The organism is Vibrio sp. 10N.286.55.E10, from assembly GCF_002872555.1.
Lineage (GTDB): Bacteria > Pseudomonadota > Gammaproteobacteria > Enterobacterales > Vibrionaceae > Vibrio > Vibrio crassostreae.
Window position 1 is genome coordinate 1 of sequence record NZ_MCSD01000017.1, and the last position, 15764, is coordinate 15764.

Genomic DNA, 15764 nt, shown 5'->3' on the forward strand with positions numbered 1-15764 from the left:
TCCGCCACGACCGCAGCAAAGCTTTTACTCTAGCGAAGAGTATAGTTATATCGACATTGGTGATTCAATATAACGTTGTTTGTTCTTCTTTCATAAAGAAAGAATGGTGGCTACTGCGGGATTTGAACCTGCGACCCCATCATTATGAGTGATGTGCTCTAACCAACTGAGCTAAGTAGCCATCTGAGAGCGAAGTAATATAATATAATCTCGCTTCCAATGCCATTATCTTTTTAAAGATAATTACACTTTAAATAGTGGCTGGGCTACCTGGATTCGAACCAGGGAATGCTGGCATCAAAAGCCAGTGCCTTACCGCTTGGCGATAGCCCAACAATGATATCACTTAAGATATCTAAATAATGGTGCGGTCGGAGAGACTTGAACTCTCACACCTCTCGGCGCCAGAACCTAAATCTGGTGCGTCTACCAATTCCGCCACGACCGCTTTACTTTCCTAAAAACTCTTGTCGTTAATAAACATGTATTTAATAACAAACAGAGTGCTTAGGAAATGGTGGCTACTGCGGGATTTGAACCTGCGACCCCATCATTATGAGTGATGTGCTCTAACCAACTGAGCTAAGTAGCCATTTCCAAATTGTCGTTCATTTCGAGACGTTGCCGCTTCGTTGTGAACGGGGCGCATTATGCGTAGTTGAGCGAAACCCGTCAACTTTTTTTTTGAATAAATCGCGAATAAACATCTGTTCGGTTTCTTTTTAGGCAAAGAGGCGTATTTGTCGACAAAAAACAGGTCAAAAAGGCGATATATATAGGAAGTTAAGTTTCTGATGAGGGGCAATTTAGAAAGGGGAAAAACAAAAAGGCCAGTGAATTCACTGGCCTTTTTTCTAGATGTTTAATCAGAATTATACGTTGAAGCGGAAGTGAACAACGTCACCATCTTTAACAATGTATTCTTTACCTTCAAGGCGCCATTTACCTGCGTCTTTCGCTCCGCTCTCACCGTTAAATTCGATGAAGTGATCAAATCCAACAACTTCAGCACGGATGAAACCTTTCTCGAAGTCTGTGTGGATCTTACCCGCTGCTTGTGGCGCAGTTGCACCTACAGGGATTGTCCAAGCACGAACTTCTTTAACGCCAGCTGTGAAGTAAGTTTGAAGAGTCAGTAGTTCGTAACCAGAGCGGATCACTCGGTTAAGACCTGGCTCTTCGATACCCATATCCGCTAGGAACTCTTCGCGATCTTCGTCGTCAAGTTCAGAAAGCTCAGATTCGATTGCTGCACAAACAGCAACAACTACGTTGTTTTCGTTTTCAGCGTATTCACGAACAGCGTCTAGGTATGGGTTATTTTCAAAACCATCTTCTGCAACGTTTGCGATGTACATTGTTGGCTTAAGCGTTAGGAAGTTTAGGTAGCCGATTGCTGCCGCTTCTTCTTTGCCAAGTTCAACAGTACGCGCCATCCCACCTTCTGTTAGAACTGGAAGTAGCTTTTCTAGTACAGTGATTTCGAATTTAGCGTCTTTGTCGCCGCCTTTTGCTTTCTTCGCGTTACGTTGAATTGCACGCTCACAACTGTCTAAGTCAGCCAGTGCAAGTTCAAGGTTGATCACTTCGATATCTTCGATTGGAGATACTTTGCCAGCAACGTGAACAATGTTTTCATTTTCAAAGCAGCGCACAACGTGACCGATAGCGTCAGTTTCACGGATGTTAGCTAGGAATTTGTTACCAAGACCTTCACCTTTAGATGCGCCAGCTACTAGGCCCGCGATATCTACGAATTCCATTGTCGTTGGAAGGATCTTCTGTGGATTAACAATTTTTGCTAATGCATCTAAGCGTAGATCTGGAACCGGAACGATACCTGTGTTTGGTTCGATCGTACAAAATGGAAAGTTTGCTGCTTCGATGCCTGCTTTAGTCAGTGCGTTAAACAGAGTTGACTTACCAACGTTTGGTAGACCAACGATGCCACATTTAAAACCCATGATATAAACCTTATTCTGCTTTGAACGTATGTAAGCGATTTTGTGCTTTTGGTAGGCCATCTTTCAATAAGATGTCTAGGCTGCGAACCGATTCGTCAACGACGGCCTCGATACACTCTTGCTCTTTTTGAGGAGCTTTGCCTAATACATAACCTGCAACTTTATCTTTGTGTCCTGGATGGCCAATGCCTAATCTAAGACGATAGAATTCTTTATTGTTACCCTGTTTGCTGATGATGTCTTTCAGACCATTATGTCCACCATGACCACCACCTTTTTTAAACTTTCCAATACCAGGAGGCAGATCTAACTCGTCGTGAGCGACCATGATCTCTTCAGGTTTAATTTGGTAGAACTTTGCTAAGGCTGCAACTGCTTTGCCTGACAAGTTCATAAAAGTAGTTGGGATCAGCAAACGAAGATCTTCACCGTGAACCATGATACGACCCGTTAGGCCAAAGAACTTTGGTTCGTTCTTTAGTGTCACGTTATGTACACGCGCTAATTCTTCAACTACCCAAGCACCCGCATTGTGGCGAGTTTTGGCGTATTCTGGACCTGGATTAGCCAGTCCAACGAGAAGTTTTATTTGTTGGCTCAAGGTATGGATCTCTCTTGGGATTTCAAAAAGCGCCGTATGATATCACAGTTTATGAAAAAGGTGCGAGCTAGCTGATAGCTGCGCGATTATTCCTGTTTGTGATAACTAGTAGGGCAATATTACTCAGACATAAAAAAAGCACTTCATTGAATGAAGTGCTTAATGTTTTTCTCTCACGTGTTTCTAAAACAAAGCTATTGAGCTCTGATTAGTTGAACATCGCTGAGATTGATTCTTCGTTGCTGATACGACGAATCGCTTCAGCAAGCATGCGAGAAAGGCTAAGTGTTGTCACTTTACCAGTCGCAGCCATCTCTGGAGATAGAGAGATAGAATCCGTTACGATAACTTGGTCTAGAACAGAGTTCTTGATGTTGTTCGCAGCAGTACCAGAGAAAACAGCGTGAGTTGCGTAAGCGAATACACGCTTAGCACCGCGCTCTTTAAGTGCTTCAGCTGCTTTACATAGTGTGCCACCTGTATCGATCATGTCATCAACGATAACACAGTCACGGCCTTCAACATCACCGATTAGGTTCATTACTTCAGAAACGTTAGCACGTGGACGACGCTTATCAACGATAGCGATGTCAACATCACCTAGCGCTTTAGCCGTTGCACGAGCACGTACAACACCACCAAGATCTGGAGAAACCACAACTGGGTTTTCTAGGCCACGGTTAGCCATGTCTTCTAGAAGAACTGGAGTACCGAAGATGTTATCAACTGGTACATCGAAGAAGCCTTGGATTTGCTCTGCGTGTAGGTCGATAGTAAGAACGCGGTCAACGCCAACGTTAGAAAGGAAATCTGCAACAACTTTTGCAGTAATTGGCACACGAGCAGAACGTACACGACGATCTTGACGGGCATAACCGAAGTAAGGGATTACAGCAGTAATACGGCCAGCAGAAGCACGGCGCATTGCGTCAATCATTACCACCAATTCCATAAGGTTGTCATTGGTTGGTGCACAAGTTGATTGAATCAGGAATACATCGCTACCACGAACGTTTTCATTGATTTGAACAGCGACTTCGCCATCAGAAAAACGGTCTACAGTAGCATCGCCAAGAGAGATGTATAGACGATCAGCAATACGTTGGGCTAGTTCAGGTGTTGCGTTACCAGCAAATAGCTTCATATCAGGCACGGTGGAAACCTCGGGTTGCGTCCAGTTTTAAATAGATTGTGGGTGGGCTGATTGGTATTCAGCCAGAGTTTCTTTTAAAGGAGAAATGTTTCTTCCTTTCGCTACGAAAGCGGAAACTGTGTCAGGCAGTTGTTCTCGCACCAATTCGGCGTCTTTTTCGCTGTTAAATTCAGCAAAAACGCACGAACCTGTGCCAGTCAATCTCGACGGCGCGTATTGTAGCAGCCATGAAAGTTGCTTATCAACCTCTGGGTACAGCATTCGCACAATTTTTTCGCAATCGTTTACGTATTCTTGCTCTAGAAGCGTTGATAGCGCTCGCTTTGGCGTGTTTCGAGTTAATTCTGAATGTGTGAATATGTCTACAGTTGCTATGCTCACTTGAGGTTTAACCACAAGATACCATTTCTCATCCGGATTAGCTGGCTGTAGCTGTTCTCCAACGCCTTCAGCAAAGGCGGCGTAGCCTCGAACGAAGACAGGAACGTCAGCACCAAGCTTCAAACCGATCTTAGCGAGCTGATCATCCGAGAGGTTGAGTTGCCATAAATAATTCAGGGCGACCAACACGGTTGCTGCGTTTGAAGAGCCTCCACCAATACCACCACCCATAGGCAGCACTTTCTTGAGTTCAATATCCGCACCGAAAGAGGTCGATGTGTATTGTTGAAGGGCCGTAGCCGCTTTCCAAATAAGGTTGTCTTCTGTAGCAACGCCCGGAATTGCAGGGCTTATTGTGATCGCACTTGTTTTTTTATTTGCAGTGACCGTCAGTTCATCACCAAAATCGACAAACTGAAATAAGGTTTGAAGTTCGTGATAGCCATTGTCACGTCGACCAGTGATATAGAGAAATAAATTCAGTTTAGCCGGAGAGGGCCAATGGGTTGGCGTTGTTATCATTTTTTCAGTGTCCACTTCGAAACTACAATGTTGATTTTGTTCTCGTTTTGCTTGAATGACAATCGAGTAGGGAGTGGGATTGTCTCTACTTTTGCGTTGTCTTCATTCGATAGTTGCTTACTCGGCATCTCTGTATTGCGATAGTTAGCAAAATTCAGTGTCCATAATTGACTGCTGACTTGTTTGGACAGAGATTCAAGCGTGTTGGTGCTGTTGAGTTGATAGGAATCGGCTTGGTCTGGAATGCCAAGGAACCATTGTGGTAGATGATCAATGGGGATCTGTAAGCCTGTCAGCTGCTCAACCAAGATTGAAGCACTCGCATGAGTAAAGATTTGGTCATCATAGGTCACGACTTTTGCACCCGATGGATCAATGGTTAGGTTCAATGCGGTTTGACCGAGAAACGTCGTAAGCCTTAATTGACTTTTATTTGGAGAGTGCTTCCAAATGAAATTGAGGCTTTGGCGTTGCTCTGGGGAAATGTAAGCGAGCTTGCCTGACGCTTGATAGTTTTCTATCTGTAAAAGCCGATCTTGGTGACTTTGCCACTCGACGCTGGTTGGTTGTTCTGGGATAGACGAGCAACCCACCATAATTATGGTCATAAAAATAAGAGACGTGATTTTGAGAAGCTTGCTCATATTTGCTCACAACTTGTTCAAATTTATCTAAAAAACGCTTCAACTATAGCATTGAATTCACGAAGTCAGGAAAACAAATCCCGCTTGCTCTTTAAATAGAGCCATGCATCAAGTAAAATTCGCCCCTTGTTTCCATTCCCTGATCGAGAACTTCTGATACATGTCTTTGCTTGCCGTAGGTATCAATCACAATACAGCGTCGGTTGAATTGCGAGAAAAAGTCGCTTTTGGTCCAGATAAATTATCTGAGGCACTCAAGCAACTTAACGCAAATGCACACGTAAATGGAAGTGTCATACTTTCTACCTGTAATCGAACTGAAGTGTATTGTGACGTCAAAGGCGTGGCAAAAAACAAGTTGATCGATTGGTTGTCAGTTTTCCATCAAGTTAGCCCTGAAGAGCTAAAACCAAGCCTTTATATCCATGAAGAGCAGGCTGCGATTAAACATTTAATGCGTGTAGCTTGTGGTTTGGACTCTTTAGTATTGGGCGAGCCACAGATCTTAGGTCAGGTGAAGCAAGCTTATACAGACTCGCGAGAGAACAAATCTGTTGATGCTTCAATGGAAAAACTGTTCCAGAAATCATTCTCTGTCGCGAAGCGTGTTCGAACTGAAACGGAGATCGGCGGAAGCGCGGTTTCGGTTGCTTACGCAGCTTGTACGTTAGCCAAGCACATATTTGAATCGATTGCCGATTCAACCGTGTTATTGGTGGGGGCGGGTGAAACGATTGAGTTGGTGGCTAAGCATCTTTCAGCAAATGGCTGTACCAAGATGATAGTGGCTAACCGAACTCGTGAGCGTGCTTTAGGGCTGGCTGAAGAGTTTGGTGCTGAAGTGATCAGCCTAAATGAGATCCCTGATCATCTGCATCGAGCGGATATCGTGATCAGCTCAACCGCCAGTCCGTTACCGATTATAGGTAAGGGTATGGTAGAGACCGCGCTGAAGACGAGAAAACATCAACCTATGTTATTGGTTGATATTGCGGTTCCGCGTGATGTGGAATCTCAGGTCGGCGAATTAAACGACGCCTACCTTTATTCTGTGGATGATCTGCAGTCGATTGTTGATGGCAACATTGAACAACGCAAAGTGGAAGCGATTCAAGCGGAAGCAATAGTTAGCGAAGAAAGTGCGGCATTCATGAGTTGGATGCGTTCACTGCAAGCAGTAGACAGTATTCGTGACTACCGTAAATCGGCCAACGAAATCCGAGAAGAATTATTAAGTAAGAGTTTACAATCACTTGCCGCTGGCGGTGACCCTGAAAAAGTCTTACTTGAGCTAAGCAATAAGCTCACAAACAAATTGATCCATGCTCCAACGCGCGCACTTCAAAGTGCAGCAGAGCAAGGAGAACCTGCAAAATTAATGGTCATTAGACAGAGTTTGGGCTTAGAAAACCCTCAATAATATTAGACCTCCAACAGAATAAGACATTATGAAAGCCTCGATTCTAGTAAAGCTTGAAACACTTGTTGAACGCTATGAAGAAGTTCAACATCTACTTGGTGATCCAGATGTAATCGGGAATCAAGACAAATTCCGTGCACTTTCTAAAGAGTACTCTCAACTAGAAGAAGTAACGGCTTGCTTCCAGTCATACCAGCAAGCTCAAGAAGATTTAGAAGCTGCTGAAGAGATGGCGAACGAAGATGACGCTGAAATGCGTGAAATGGCTCAAGACGAAATCAAAGACGCAAAAGCGGCGATTGAACGTTTGACTGATGAGCTACAGATTCTTCTGATTCCAAAAGATCCAAACGATGAGCGCAACTGTTTCCTTGAAATCCGTGCAGGCGCGGGTGGTGATGAAGCGGGTATCTTCGCGGGCAACCTGTTCCGTATGTACTCTAAGTTTGCTGAGAAGAAAGGTTGGCGCGTTGAAATCATGAGCAGCAATGCTTCTGAACAAGGCGGCTACAAAGAGATGATCGCTAAGGTAAGCGGCGATGCTGTTTACGGCACCATGAAGTTTGAGTCGGGCGGTCACCGTGTACAACGTGTACCTGAAACTGAATCTCAAGGCCGTGTTCACACGTCAGCATGTACAGTTGCAGTTATGCCTGAGATCCCAGAAGCTGATCTGCCTGAAATCAAAGCGGGCGATCTTAAAATTGATACTTTCCGTGCATCAGGCGCGGGTGGTCAGCACGTTAACACCACGGATTCAGCAATCCGTATTACTCACTTACCAACGGGTACAGTAGTAGAGTGTCAGGACGAGCGTTCTCAGCATAAAAACAAAGCGAAAGCGATGGCTGTTCTTGCTGCTCGTATTGTTCAAGCAGAAGAAGAGCGCCGCGCGGCAGCGGTTTCTGATACACGTCGTAACCTATTAGGTTCTGGTGACCGTAGTGACCGTATTCGTACGTACAACTACCCACAAGGTCGTGTTTCGGATCACCGTATCAACCTTACTATCTACCGTCTTAACGAAGTACTTGAAGGTGACATGCAAAGCTTGCTTGATCCTGTACTTCAAGAGCACCAAGCCGATCAGCTTGCTGCACTTGCAGAGAACAACTAACCTGTATGCAGTCAGCATATACGGTTGAAAGTGCTTTAAAAGCAGCAATCGTAAAGCTTCAAGAGGGTGATAACACATCACCCTCTATTGATGCAGCGGTACTGCTTTGTCACGCCTTAGATAAACCAAGATCTTACCTACTGACTTGGCCTGAGAAGCATCTCACCTCAGAGCAAGAGTCTGAATTCAATGCCCTTCTAAAACGTCGCTTAACTGGTGAGCCTGTGGCTTATATTATCGGTGAGCGTGAGTTTTGGTCACTGCCGTTAAAAGTTTCTCCTTCTACCTTAATTCCACGCCCAGATACTGAGCGTTTGGTTGAGGTGGCTTTGGATAAAACTTACGGCAAGCAAGGTGCGATTCTAGATTTAGGGACAGGTACAGGTGCTATCGCGTTAGCATTGGCGTCAGAGATGCCGAACCGACAGGTAACGGGTATTGATCTTCGCCCTGAAGCGCAGCAGCTGGCGACAGAAAATGCGAAGCGCTTAAACATCACCAACGCTACGTTTTTACATGGCAGTTGGTTTGAGCCTTTGAGCTCTGAAGAAGCTGTGAAGTTCTCTCTGATTGTCTCTAACCCACCTTATATTGAGAAAGATGATCCTCATTTATCTCAAGGGGATGTGCGTTTTGAGCCAATTACCGCATTGGTTGCTGAAGAGAAAGGACTGGCTGACATTCGCTATATTTCTGAAAATGCACGTGGCTTTTTGGAAAATGAAGGCTGGTTGGCGTTTGAACACGGTTACGACCAAGGCTTGGCGGTGCGTGAGATAATGCAGGCGCTCGGTTATCTCGATGTTGTCACAGAGAAAGATTACGGTGGTAATGACCGAGTGACATTGGGTCGTTACTGTTCATAGTTAGTGACTGTTCATAGATAGTGACTGTCCATCGGCTGCGGTTAATCGTCTTGTGAGCAATAGATGATGAACTTGCTAAATTGATACCTTTAACTCGACAATACATTTCACCCGATGATGCATTTAACGCAGAAATACAGAGCATTAACGGGTATTGTGTGGCTCGTGTTAATGAAGCACATATAAAAATATAAAGGAATACCATGTACGAAGGTTTAAAACATTTTCACCTATTAACGATTGCGATAAGCGCGCTACTTCTTTCGGTTCGTTTCGCTCTTATGATGGCTAACTCTCCAAAGCTTAAGCATCCTTTCTTGCAGCGTTTTCCTCATATCAATGATTCGTTGCTACTGCTATCGGGTATTGGTTTGATTTTTATCACCGGCTTTATTCCATTTACACCTGCAGCACCATGGTTAACTGAAAAACTAACCTGTGTTATGGCTTACATTGCATTGGGCTTCTTTGCACTTAAGCTAGGTAAGAACAAGCTATTGAGAGTTTTCTCTTTCTTCGGTGCACTTGGCTGGTTAGCAATGGCAGGCAAAATCGCAATGACCAAGACGCCAACATTTTTCGGTTAATTATCTCCTTATTTTCGGTTAACTATCTATGTACGAATTTTTTGATGAAGACTTTGACCAGCTAGAATTAGCTGAAGGTGCATTGATCTTAAATAAAGCGATTAACCCAGAAACCCAAGACAGTTGGGCTGAGCAAGAGCTGGCAAGATTGTTTAAAGAAGCTGAGTTTGCTTTGGTTCATGAAACCGACGAACAGCAGAAGTTTGAGTCTTTTATTCGACTATTCTTCTACGAGTGGGGTTTTGCTGGCGATAAGGACGCGTACTTCTCTTCAGAAAACGCATTCATTGATAAAGTGCTTGAGAGAAAGAAAGGCATTCCAGTGAGTCTGGGGGCGATCTTTCTTTTTCTAGGTCGCAAGCTAGGCTTTCCTGTAGAGGGCGTCTCTTTCCCGACTCAATTCTTACTTAAAGTAAGCTGGTACGGGCAAGCTGCGGCCTACATTAACCCTTATAACGGTGAGTACGTTGGCGAACAAACGTTGCGAGCATGGTTAATTGGGCATGATGGCCCATTAGCTAAGGTGAAACCTGAGCACTTGGAAGTCGCCGACCATCCAACAATTATTGGTAAGTGGTTAGCTCTGCTCAAGAGTGCACTGCTGCGAGAAGAGCGTTATACACTTGCATTGAAGTGTACCGATCTGGCGTTAACGTTTGTGCCGGATGACCCGTATGAAATCCGTGACCGCGGTTTTATCTATCAGCAGCTAGACTGTCATCAAGTGGCTGCAACGGATTATCAATACTTTATCGACCAATGCCCAGATGACCCTGCATCTGAGTTACTGAAATCTCAAGTGAACGTCATGAACGAAAAGACAGTGGTTGTTCACTAATTAATAATTATTTAGAGAGAATATGATGGAACAGAAAACAGTTCATATTGGCGATATGCCAATTGCTAACGACAAGCCATTTACGCTATTTGCAGGCATGAACGTTCTTGAATCTCGCGATCTCGCTATGCAGATCTGTGAGCACTATGTAAAAGTAACAGAGAAGCTGGGCATCCCTTACGTATTTAAGGCGTCTTTCGATAAAGCGAATCGAAGCTCAGTTCATTCATACCGTGGTCCAGGCATGGAAGAAGGTCTTAAAATCTTCCAAGAGCTGAAAGACACTTTCGGCGTGAAGATCATTACTGATATTCACACAGAAGCCCAAGCTCAGCCTGTTGCGGATGTGGTTGATGTGATCCAACTACCTGCATTCTTAGCTCGTCAAACTGATCTTGTTGAAGCAATGGCTAAGACTGGCGCAGTAATCAACGTGAAGAAGCCTCAGTTCATGAGCCCGAACCAAGTTGGCAACATCGTTGATAAGTTCGCTGAGTGTGGTAACGACAACATCATCCTTTGTGAGCGTGGCGCTTGCATGGGTTACGACAACCTAGTAGTTGATATGCTTGGCTTTGGCGTAATGAAGAAGTCTTCAAACGGTAGCCCAATCATCTTCGATGTGACGCACTCTCTACAAATGCGTGACCCATCAGGTGCTGCATCTGGCGGCCGTCGTGAGCAAACGGTTGAGCTTGCTAAAGCGGGTCTTGCGACAGGTATTGCGGGTCTGTTCATTGAAGCTCACCCTAACCCAGACCAAGCTCGCTGTGATGGCCCATCTGCGCTACCTCTAGACAAACTAGAGCCGTTCTTGAAGCAGATGAAAGCACTGGATGACCTTATCAAAGGCTTTGAGCACATCGATATTAAGTAGCTGAAGCTGATGTTAAATAACTCGCTAATGTAAATTAGTTAAAGTGGTTATTTAACGATATCAAATAAACGCCCAACTCTAAGAGTTGGGCGTTTTTGTTTATCTGGGTATCAGTTCGTTTCGTTGTGCGCTTATCTGTTCTTTTGAGCGCTAATTAGCGCTAGATGATTAAACCCTTGTTAACAGAATCTTTGACTCCCTAAGAAATAACCATGAGTGTGTGAGGTCTGTCCTGTTTACAGTAAATTACTGATGTTCATCACACTTTATAAGTAAACGATTGCCTGTGATGCAGGGGAAGTTTGAGTGTAATCTCATAATTTTGTTACACTTAACTGTTGATCTATGCGTGACCAATTCGACATAAATATGAAATCGTCGTGTTACATCTAGAATGTTAATTTAAGATTAGTCATGTTGAAGTCTTATTGTTCGAACTCCAGGAAAGGGGTCGCAATAGATTATAAAAAGCAGTGGATTCCCCTAAAAAGTTCAAAGGTATGACAATGAAGCAACGCCTTATTCTAAAGACAGCACTAAGTGCTGCAATCCTAGCTACTTTAGCTGGGTGTGCGTCTCAATCAGCTCATGATTGGAACCAAGACGAAACTTACAAGCTAACGATTCTTCACACAAACGATAACCATGGTCGTTTCTGGCAGAATAAATACGGCGAATACGGCATGTCTGCGCGTAAAACGCTTGTTGACCAACTTCGTTCAGAAGTTGAAGCAGAAGGCGGTAGCGTGTTGCTTCTATCTGGCGGTGACATCAACACGGGTGTTCCAGAGTCAGACCTTCAGGACGCAGAACCTGATTTTAAAGGTATGAACAAAATTGGTTACGATGCAATGGCATTGGGTAACCACGAGTTTGATAACTCTTTAGACGTACTACAAAAGCAGATCGACTGGGCTAACTTCCCAATGTTATCTGCAAACATCTACGATAAAGCGACAGGCGAACGTAAATTCCAAGCGTACGAAATGTTTGAAAAGCAAGGCATCAAGATTGCGGTTATTGGTTTAACAACTGAAGATACCCAAAAGATTGGTAACCCTGAATTTATCGCAGGCATCGATTTCCGTGACCCTAAAGAAGAAGCGAAGAAGCTAATCGCTGAACTTAAAGAAACAGAAAAACCGGATCTAATCTTTGCTGTGACTCACATGGGTCACTACGAAAATGGTCAACGTGGTGTTAACGCTCCGGGTGATGTAGCACTCGCTCGTTACCTAAACGAAGGCGATCTAGACATGATCGTTGGTGGTCACTCTCAAGAGCCCGTATGTATGGAAGGCCCTAACGTAGCGAAGAAAAACTTCAAGCCGGGTGATGAGTGTAAGCCTGACGTACAGAACGGTACTTACATCGTTCAAGCTCATGAGTGGGGCAAGTACGTAGGCCGTGCTGATTACGAATTCCGTAACGGCGAACTAGAGATGGTGAGCTACGATCTGATTCCAGTTAACCTTAAAAAGAAAGTTAAGATCGACGGTAAGAAGCAACGTGTTCTTATTCAAGATGAAATCGCACAAGACCCAGAGTTACTTGAATTCCTACGACCTTTCCAAGAGCAAGGTCAAGCACAGCTAGAAGTTCAAATTGCTGAAACTAATGGCAAGCTTGAAGGCGACCGTAACGTTGTTCGTTTCCAACAGACTAACCTAGGTCGTTTGATTGCAACGTCTCACATGGAGCGTGCAAAAGCAGACTTCGCTGTGATGAACTCTGGTGGTGTACGTGATTCAATTGAAGCCGGTGATGTGACTTACAAAGACGTACTAACAGTACAACCTTTTGCAAACATCCTGACTTACACAGACATGACGGGTAAAGAAGTTCTAGATTACCTAAATGTAGTGGCGACTAAACCAATCGATTCTGGTGCTTACGCACAGTTTGCTGGTATCTCAATGACAGTGGCAAACGGTGAAGTATCGAATGTATTCATCGGTGGTAAACAGCTACGTTTAGATGAAACATACCGTTTCACGGTGCCAAGCTTCAACGCAGCTGGTGGTGATGGTTACCCTAAACTGTCTGACCACCCTGGTTACGTAAACACTGGCTTTGTTGACGCTGAAGTACTGAAAGAGTACCTAGAAGCAAACAGCCCGGTTGACGTAAACAAGTATGCACCTTCAGGCCAAATGGTTTACAAGTAATTGAATCCAAGCAATTGTATCAATAGGGGCTAAATTAGATTGACTCTAGCACCATGATAAATTTAACTAAAGCGACGCCTCGGCGTCGCTTTTTGTTTATCTATCGTTTGGATTTGTTATGACCCCTGCAATCAATCTCGCCAAGAAAAAGAAAATCGCTCATAGTGTGCATCAGTATCATCATGATGCGAATAATACCAACTATGGATTGGAAGCCGTTGAAGCGCTAGGTCAGGACCCAAAACGTGTGTTCAAAACGCTGTTGTTCTGTTTGAACGGTGTCGCTAAAGATTTGGCGGTTGCCGTTATTCCTGTCGATCAGAAGCTAAACTTAAAGCTGGCAGCAAAAGCAGCGAAAGGCAAAAAAGCAGAGATGGCTGATCCAGATATTGCTCAGAAAACCACGGGTTATGTTGTTGGTGGAATTAGTCCTCTTGGACAGAAAAAAGCACTGCCTACCTTTGTTCATTCTACCGCAACCGATTTTGAAACGATCTGTGTGAGTGCAGGGAAGCGCGGGCTAGAGATTGAGTTAGATCCGAAAGATTTAGTAAAACTGACTCGAGGCCAGTTTGCTGATCTATGTTTATAGATTGTCGTCATCATGACGATAAAACTATCGAATGACCAACAAAAACGCCCGCTAGACTAATCTAACGGGCGTTTTTATATCGGGTGTCTCGTCTTACTGATTCTGACTACTTCTTAAGACCTAAAGTACCACCAACACGCTTTGGTGCAGGTTTGTTCGGTCTGTTTGAATCTTGGCTGCGGTTTGCCGGTTTACCGCTTCTACGATCGGTATTGTCGCGATCGGTACGATTGCGATCCGAACGGTTTCTATCTGAATTAGAGCGCTCTGAACGAGAGTTTGATTTCCAGTTCTCGGTATTACCACCGCTTTCACCGTTCGACGAATTGCGGCCACGCTTTGAATTAGGCGCATGACGGAATTCATCCGCATTGTTACCGCGGTAAGTGCGAGTACGGTTCTCTTTTTGATTGCGACGTGCTGTTGAAGTTTGGTTCTCTTCACGGCTGTCAAAAAGTTTCGCGTCAGTCGCTTTACGAATACGTTGACCTTTCGCGTTCATTTTTGACGCATCTTCCGTACTTACTGAACCTTCACACATCGCCAAGATCTCGGTGATCTCTTCGTCGCTCAGGTAGCGCCATTTGCCGTTAGGAATACCGTCTAGTGAGATATTCATAATACGAACACGGCGCAGCTTAAATACTTCGTAACCGAGCGCTTCACACATACGGCGAATTTGGCGGTTAAGGCCTTGTGTTAGTGTAATTCGGAATGAGAACTTGGTCTCTTTCTCGACCTTACATGGCAAGGTAACAGTATCGAGAATATGGACACCAGCGCCCATTTGCTTCAAAAACTCAGTCGTAATCGGCTTATCTACACGCACCACGTATTCTTTCTCGTGATTGTTACCTGCACGTAGGATTTTGTTTACGATGTCGCCATCGTTGGTCAAGAAGATAAGGCCATCAGAAGGTTTATCTAAGCGGCCAATAGGGAAAATACGCTTGTGGTGGCCGATAAAGTCGACGATGTTGCCAGGAATATCACGCTCAGTCGTACAGGTGATACCTGTTGGTTTATTAAGAGCAATGTAAATCGGCTTCTCTTTTGAGCGAACAGGCTTATTGTCGATCTCAACATCATCACCTGGCAAGACTTTAGTGCCCATCTCAGGGATCTTACCGTTAATAGTAACTCGGCCTGCATCAATGAGTTTATCGGCTTCGCGGCGTGAGCAAAAACCAGTTTCACTGATGTATTTATTAAGGCGTTTAGCTTGGGATTCTTGTGACATGATATTCTCTTAGCGTTTCACAACGGAAATATAAATAAACAAAAAGCAACCTTTGGATAGTTGCTTTGAGTTGGAATTCGTTAACTGAGGCAATTTTAGCACTTGGTGTGAGTCTAGGCACGAAATATCGATCCTGATGCCAAATCGTTATTCGCCCGTTTATCTATCTCAACCTATTAACTGGTGCGCTTTTGATGGCGCTCTCTGTTCTCTAGCTTTTTCTCATTACTCTTTCTGAGCATGACATAGACAGCGCCCGTACCACCATGAAATTGCTGAGCAGAATGAACACATTGAACGTCGTTGATTTGCGTGAGCCAATTTGCCACGTAGCTTTTCATCATTGCTGGTGGGTTCGAACGCTCTCCCTTACCGTGAACAATGATGACGGTACGAACATCCATTCTTAAACACTGACGCAAAAATGAAAGCACTTCGTTACGTGCGTCTTTCAGTGTTTTTCTATGAAGGTCGAGCTTGGCTTGAATAGGGTATTTGCCTAGGCGCAGCTTTTTGTATACGCCTTCTTGTACACCGTCTTTTTTATAAGCAACGACATCGTCTGGCTTGATCATTGGCGAATAGTCTAATGATAAGTAGTCTTTCTCGTCGTCAGACAGCCACATAGCGGCTTCACGCTTAGCAAGGTGAGATTCTGTGACTCGGTGTACTTTTTGGTGTTCAGCGGTGTCATGGTCGATACGTTTAACATCGCCCATCATTTCTTGGAAGAGATCTAAGTCGTCATCATGAGACATATTGTGTATCTCAAGTTGGGAAGGATAGGGTAAGTA

At 44.3% G+C, this 15764-nt stretch carries 15 protein-coding genes and 4 tRNA genes; 8 read left to right on the plus strand and 11 right to left on the minus strand.

What is annotated here, in order from left to right; all coding sequences use genetic code 11:
* Positions 1–104 precede the first annotated feature (104 nt).
* The 9 genes from BCV39_RS11710 to lolB all read right to left on the minus strand — a co-directional run bounded on the left by BCV39_RS11710 (position 105) and on the right by lolB (position 5265).
* Positions 105–181 (minus strand) — tRNA-Met (locus BCV39_RS11710).
* Positions 182–258: 77 nt separating this feature from the next.
* A tRNA-Gln gene (locus BCV39_RS11715) sits at positions 259–333 on the minus strand.
* A gap of 30 nt (positions 334–363) precedes the next feature.
* Positions 364–448 (minus strand) — tRNA-Leu (locus BCV39_RS11720).
* Between the two features lie 67 nt (positions 449–515).
* Positions 516–592: transfer RNA gene (locus BCV39_RS11725), tRNA-Met, on the minus strand.
* A gap of 280 nt (positions 593–872) precedes the next feature.
* Positions 873–1964 carry a redox-regulated ATPase YchF gene (ychF, locus tag BCV39_RS11730; RefSeq protein ID WP_010439159.1) on the minus strand — a complete coding sequence of 364 codons (1092 nt, stop codon included), beginning with the start codon at positions 1962–1964 and terminating at the stop codon, positions 873–875.
* A gap of 10 nt (positions 1965–1974) precedes the next feature.
* Complete coding sequence (gene pth, locus BCV39_RS11735) at positions 1975–2565, minus strand: aminoacyl-tRNA hydrolase (protein WP_004739815.1); 591 nt, start codon at positions 2563–2565, stop codon at positions 1975–1977.
* A gap of 208 nt (positions 2566–2773) precedes the next feature.
* Positions 2774–3718 carry a ribose-phosphate pyrophosphokinase gene (locus BCV39_RS11740; RefSeq protein WP_004739814.1) on the minus strand — a complete coding sequence of 315 codons (945 nt, stop codon included), beginning with the start codon at positions 3716–3718 and terminating at the stop codon, positions 2774–2776.
* A gap of 27 nt (positions 3719–3745) precedes the next feature.
* Positions 3746–4621, minus strand: a complete 876-nt coding sequence (ispE, locus tag BCV39_RS11745; RefSeq protein ID WP_048669175.1) for a 4-(cytidine 5'-diphospho)-2-C-methyl-D-erythritol kinase — start codon at positions 4619–4621, stop codon at positions 3746–3748.
* Positions 4618–5265: a lipoprotein insertase outer membrane protein LolB gene (lolB, locus tag BCV39_RS11750; RefSeq protein ID WP_102431676.1), complete on the minus strand. Its 648-nt coding sequence runs from the start codon at positions 5263–5265 to the stop codon at positions 4618–4620. Before lolB ends, ispE begins: the two co-directional genes overlap by 4 nt.
* Positions 5266–5425: 160 nt before the next feature.
* Here lolB and hemA point away from each other — a divergent pair, with 160 nt between their 5' ends.
* The 8 genes from hemA (at position 5426) to ybaK (ending at position 13730) form a co-directional block, all read left to right on the plus strand.
* Entirely contained in the window at positions 5426–6685 is a 1260-nt protein-coding gene (hemA, locus tag BCV39_RS11755) for a glutamyl-tRNA reductase (protein WP_048659779.1), read from the plus strand.
* 28 nt (positions 6686–6713) lie between these two features.
* Positions 6714–7802: a peptide chain release factor 1 gene (gene prfA, locus BCV39_RS11760; protein WP_019821589.1), complete on the plus strand. Its 1089-nt coding sequence runs from the start codon at positions 6714–6716 to the stop codon at positions 7800–7802.
* A 5-nt stretch (positions 7803–7807) separates the two neighbouring features.
* A complete protein-coding gene (gene prmC / locus BCV39_RS11765; protein ID WP_102431677.1) occupies positions 7808–8668 on the plus strand; it encodes a peptide chain release factor N(5)-glutamine methyltransferase in 861 nt (286 codons plus the stop codon).
* Positions 8669–8871: 203 nt separating this feature from the next.
* Positions 8872–9255 (plus strand): SirB2 family protein, encoded by a 384-nt coding sequence (locus BCV39_RS11770; RefSeq protein WP_102431678.1) that lies wholly within the window; start codon positions 8872–8874, stop codon positions 9253–9255.
* 28 nt (positions 9256–9283) lie between these two features.
* Positions 9284–10093 carry a SirB1 family protein gene (locus BCV39_RS11775; protein WP_017069620.1) on the plus strand — a complete coding sequence of 270 codons (810 nt, stop codon included), beginning with the start codon at positions 9284–9286 and terminating at the stop codon, positions 10091–10093.
* A 22-nt stretch (positions 10094–10115) separates the two neighbouring features.
* Positions 10116–10970 carry a 3-deoxy-8-phosphooctulonate synthase gene (gene kdsA / locus BCV39_RS11780; RefSeq protein ID WP_017069619.1) on the plus strand — a complete coding sequence of 285 codons (855 nt, stop codon included), beginning with the start codon at positions 10116–10118 and terminating at the stop codon, positions 10968–10970.
* Between the two features lie 506 nt (positions 10971–11476).
* Positions 11477–13138 (plus strand): bifunctional UDP-sugar hydrolase/5'-nucleotidase UshA, encoded by a 1662-nt coding sequence (gene ushA / locus BCV39_RS11785; protein ID WP_048659781.1) that lies wholly within the window; start codon positions 11477–11479, stop codon positions 13136–13138.
* A gap of 118 nt (positions 13139–13256) precedes the next feature.
* Positions 13257–13730 (plus strand): Cys-tRNA(Pro) deacylase, encoded by a 474-nt coding sequence (gene ybaK, locus BCV39_RS11790; protein ID WP_102431679.1) that lies wholly within the window; start codon positions 13257–13259, stop codon positions 13728–13730.
* Positions 13731–13836: 106 nt separating this feature from the next.
* Here the strand turns inward: ybaK and rluF are convergent, their stop codons facing one another.
* Complete coding sequence (gene rluF, locus BCV39_RS11795; protein WP_048659785.1) at positions 13837–14970, minus strand: 23S rRNA pseudouridine(2604) synthase RluF; 1134 nt, start codon at positions 14968–14970, stop codon at positions 13837–13839.
* Positions 14971–15146: 176 nt separating this feature from the next.
* Entirely contained in the window at positions 15147–15728 is a 582-nt protein-coding gene (gene smrA / locus BCV39_RS11800) for a DNA endonuclease SmrA (protein WP_017062320.1), read from the minus strand.
* Positions 15729–15764: the final 36 nt, after the last annotated feature.

Excerpts from the sequence above, each read along its gene's own strand:
- ychF (WP_010439159.1), bottom strand. The coding sequence starts at position 1,964 with ATGGGTTTTAAATGTGGCATCGTTGGTCTACCAAACGTTGGTAAGTCA.
- ispE (WP_048669175.1), bottom strand. The coding sequence starts at position 4,621 with ATGATAACAACGCCAACCCATTGGCCCTCTCCGGCTAAACTGAATTTA.
- lolB (WP_102431676.1), bottom strand. The coding sequence starts at position 5,265 with ATGAGCAAGCTTCTCAAAATCACGTCTCTTATTTTTATGACCATAATT.
- hemA (WP_048659779.1), top strand. The coding sequence starts at position 5,426 with ATGTCTTTGCTTGCCGTAGGTATCAATCACAATACAGCGTCGGTTGAA.
- prfA (WP_019821589.1), top strand. The coding sequence starts at position 6,714 with ATGAAAGCCTCGATTCTAGTAAAGCTTGAAACACTTGTTGAACGCTAT.
- prmC (WP_102431677.1), top strand. The coding sequence starts at position 7,808 with ATGCAGTCAGCATATACGGTTGAAAGTGCTTTAAAAGCAGCAATCGTA.
- BCV39_RS11770 (WP_102431678.1), top strand. The coding sequence starts at position 8,872 with ATGTACGAAGGTTTAAAACATTTTCACCTATTAACGATTGCGATAAGC.
- BCV39_RS11775 (WP_017069620.1), top strand. The coding sequence starts at position 9,284 with ATGTACGAATTTTTTGATGAAGACTTTGACCAGCTAGAATTAGCTGAA.
- kdsA (WP_017069619.1), top strand. The coding sequence starts at position 10,116 with ATGATGGAACAGAAAACAGTTCATATTGGCGATATGCCAATTGCTAAC.
- ushA (WP_048659781.1), top strand. The coding sequence starts at position 11,477 with ATGAAGCAACGCCTTATTCTAAAGACAGCACTAAGTGCTGCAATCCTA.
- ybaK (WP_102431679.1), top strand. The coding sequence starts at position 13,257 with ATGACCCCTGCAATCAATCTCGCCAAGAAAAAGAAAATCGCTCATAGT.
- rluF (WP_048659785.1), bottom strand. The coding sequence starts at position 14,970 with ATGTCACAAGAATCCCAAGCTAAACGCCTTAATAAATACATCAGTGAA.
- smrA (WP_017062320.1), bottom strand. The coding sequence starts at position 15,728 with ATGTCTCATGATGACGACTTAGATCTCTTCCAAGAAATGATGGGCGAT.